Raw genomic sequence first — 3128 nt, 5'->3', positions numbered from 1 at the left:
CACATCGCCCGACAAGGCGCTGTGGGGCGCCTATGCCGCCATGCCGAACCTCGACCTCTACTACCTCGGCTATCGCAACGAGGCCGCCCACTGGGGCACCCGCGAAGGCACCGAAACCCGCCACAGCCTGGGCGCGCGCTGGCATGGCAAACGCGACGACTGGCGCTGGAACGTCGAGGGCGTCTACCAGTTCGGCCGCTTTGCGGATGGCCCGATCTCGGCCTGGACGCTGGGCACCGAACTCGGCCGCGCCTTCCCCGACGCCCCCTTGGCGCCCAACCTCACGATGCGCGTCAATGTCGTCAGCGGGGACCGCAACCGCAATGACGACCGCCTGGGCACGTTCAACGCACTGTTCCCCAAGGGCAAGTACTTCGGCGAACTCTCGCCGGTCGGCCCCTACAACATCGTCAACGCCTATTCCTCGCTCGGCCTGCAACTGGCGCCCGATGTCTCGGCCAGCCTCGCCGCCATGGCCTATTGGCGCACTTCGCGCGAGGACGGCATCTACGACATCCCGGGGAACCTGATCCGCGACGCCGGAGACAGCCGCGCCCGGTTCGTCGGCAAGGAAGTGGAAGCCACGCTGGCCTGGCAGGCAACGCCGGAACTCGAACTCTCCGCCTCGCTCTCCGCCTTCGCGCCGGGCACCTTCATCAAGCAGACCGGCACCGCCCGCACCATCCGCATGCTCGGCCTGGAAAGCAACTTCCGGTTCTGACATCATTCAACTTATTGGAACAGATCGATCCATCTTATTCGGATATCTGCCAAGTCCGCCGCCCCCTAGACCATCGGCATCCCCCCAACACCGGAAAGACCGACATGACCACCCAAGCCCCCGGCAAAGCCCCCGAAAACGCCACTGGCCCGATCAGCTCCAGCCTCCCGCTATTGCTCCTGCTGCTTTCCGCCACGACCGGCCTCGTCGATGCCGCATCGGTGCTGGGCCTCGGCAAGGTCTTTACCGCGAACATGACCGGCAACGTCGTGTTCCTGGGCTTCGCGGCAGCGGGAACGCCAGGCTTCAAGGTGATCCCGGCGGTCATGGCCCTGATCGCCTTCATGGTCGGCGCCTGGGGTGCCGGGCGGCTCGCCCGCGCGCATACCGATCTGCCGCTGCGGCGCTGGCTGATCCGCGCCGCCGTGGCCGAAGCCGGGCTGTTGTGGATCGCCGCCGCCATCTCGACGAAGATCGATATCGCCGCGCAGGCGCCGGAGATCGCGGTGCTCTCGGTCATCGTCCTCACCGGCTTCGCCATGGGCCTGCGCAATGCTACCGTTCGCGCACTGAAAGTGCCCGACCTGACCACCACCGTGCTCACCCTGACCATCACCGGCATCGCCGCCGACCAGGTTGCCGGCCGTTCGCCCAACTTCCTGCGCCGCTCCGCCGCGGTGCTCTCCATCTTCACAGGCGCGGCCGTGGGCGCGCTGCTGCTGCTCCATGTCGGCCTTGCCGTGCCGCTCGTCCTCGCCGGAGCCGTGGTGCTGGGCGCCACCCTGCTCCTCACCCGCAATCCCGCATCGGCGCTGCCGCACCGGACTTGAGTGGATCAGCGCTCGATCGTCACGCGCAGATAAGTCGCCGGGATCACCGTGCTACCGGCATCCCCCCGGTTCTCGGCCTCGAACAGCGCTTCGAGTTCGCCCTGAAGCTCTGCCTCTCGCCCATCGCGCCGCGCTGCCTCGAACGCATTCATCGTCGGCCCGTAAAAGTCGCGAAAAACCGCCAGAAAGGCATGCGGTGGGCCGGAAAAGCGGAACGTGTAAGTGGCCCTTTCGCAGCCAATGCGTTCGGGCGGGATACCGGCGGCAACGAACCGTTCGCGCGCGGTCTCTTCCTGCCCCCAACTGACCGGGCTCACGAAGCCCTCCGGCGGAGGCGGCATGTAGGCGGCGCAGATCCTGAGCACCCCCGCGACAAGCGTGGGATCGCCGGGTATCCAGTTACCCATAACGATCCGCCCGCCCGGCCGGCTGACCCGAACCATCTCCGCGGCGACATCATGCGGGCGGGGGGCGAACATCGCCCCGAACATGCTCACCACCAAATCGAAGCGCGCATCCTCGATCCCGACCAGCGCGCTGGCGTCACCCTCGACGAAGCGCAAATCGGCCAGTCCCGCCTCCCGGGCGCGCCGATTGCCCGCCGCCACGAGATTGGAGGCGATATCGACACCCAGGACTCGCGCCCCGCGACGGGCGGCCGGCAAGGCCGTCGTCCCGTCCCCGCAACCGAGATCGAGAACCTCCATCCCCGCCGTGGGGGCGATCCAGGCGACAAGTTCGTCGCCGCTCTGGCGCATGGTCTCGGCCAGTCTCGTGAAATCGCCTTTTTCCCACAGGGCCTTGTTCGCGTTCACCGGGGCGCTGGCGGGGGCGCCGCCAGAGGTGCTTCCCGCGCCCGGCTCATTGCTGGCCACATCCTGTTCCATCATAGGTCTCCCATGCCGGATCATTTCCAGGTGGGGCAATCATACTCCATCCGGAAAGCCTCCACCCGATCTCTTCGGGACAGGTCCATCCGATCACTTGGGCTTCCTTCTATTCAAGGACAGGGAAGCAGGCTTGCATCCAGGGCGCGGCAACGCCAATCAGGCGCGATGCGTATTGCCCTGTTCGAACCCGAAATCGCCGGAAACGTCGGCGCCGTCCTGCGCCTTGGCGCCTGCTTCGGCGCGACCATAGACCTGATCGAGCCCCTGGGGTTCGCATGGGACGATCGCCGCGTGCGCCGTACGGCGATGGACTATATCGATCACGTGACCATTGCCCGCCATGCCGATTTCCAGGCTTTCCAGGCGACCGTAGGCGAAAGCCGCCTGGTGCTGTTCACCACGAAAAGCAGTGAATCGGCCTACGAATTCGCGTTCAGGGCCGACGACATTCTGCTGTTCGGCAAGGAAAGCGCCGGCATTCCCCAGGAGATCGCGGAGACTTGCGATGCTCGCGTGCGCATTCCGATGCGCCCCGAGGTGCGTTCGATGAACCTCGCGACTTCGGCGGCGCTGGCGCTGGGCGAAGCGCTGCGACAGACGGACAGCCTGCCGCAATAACCGCCCGACCGCAGCGAGCGCTGCCCTCTCGATGATCGTCGATGCGACGGAGCCAGAGGGCTCGTTCTC

The 3128-nt window shown here is 66.5% G+C and carries 4 protein-coding genes; 3 read left to right on the top strand and 1 reads right to left on the bottom strand.

The features are described from left to right. On the top strand, positions 1 to 721 hold a 721-nt coding region (locus ACI3K3_RS25440), incomplete at its 5' end, for an alginate export family protein (RefSeq protein ID WP_404918871.1). Between the two features lie 104 nt (positions 722 to 825). After that, entirely contained in the window at positions 826 to 1551 is a 726-nt protein-coding gene (locus ACI3K3_RS25435) for a YoaK family protein (protein WP_404918869.1), read from the top strand. A gap of 5 nt (positions 1552 to 1556) precedes the next feature. On the opposite strand, the gene ACI3K3_RS25430 is transcribed toward ACI3K3_RS25435, so the two are convergent. Then, positions 1557 to 2438, bottom strand: a complete 882-nt coding sequence (locus tag ACI3K3_RS25430; protein ID WP_404918867.1) for a class I SAM-dependent methyltransferase — start codon at positions 2436 to 2438, stop codon at positions 1557 to 1559. Between the two features lie 168 nt (positions 2439 to 2606). Here ACI3K3_RS25430 and ACI3K3_RS25425 point away from each other — a divergent pair, with 168 nt between their 5' ends. Next, positions 2607 to 3059 carry a tRNA (cytidine(34)-2'-O)-methyltransferase gene (locus tag ACI3K3_RS25425; protein ID WP_404918865.1) on the top strand — a complete coding sequence of 151 codons (453 nt, stop codon included), beginning with the start codon at positions 2607 to 2609 and terminating at the stop codon, positions 3057 to 3059. Positions 3060 to 3128 lie beyond the last annotated feature (69 nt).

It is taken from the genome of Novosphingobium sp. ZW T3_23 (genome assembly GCF_044987305.1).
Classification (GTDB): domain Bacteria; phylum Pseudomonadota; class Alphaproteobacteria; order Sphingomonadales; family Sphingomonadaceae; genus Novosphingobium.
This window is presented reverse-complemented; position numbering and strand designations above follow the sequence as displayed.

What these genes read in the sequence shown, in the direction of transcription:
- ACI3K3_RS25435 (WP_404918869.1), top strand. Translation starts at nt 826, where the DNA reads ATGACCACCCAAGCCCCCGGCAAAGCCCCCGAAAACGCCACTGGCCCG.
- ACI3K3_RS25425 (WP_404918865.1), top strand. Translation starts at nt 2,607, where the DNA reads ATGCGTATTGCCCTGTTCGAACCCGAAATCGCCGGAAACGTCGGCGCC.
- ACI3K3_RS25430 (WP_404918867.1), bottom strand. Translation starts at nt 2,438, where the DNA reads ATGGAACAGGATGTGGCCAGCAATGAGCCGGGCGCGGGAAGCACCTCT.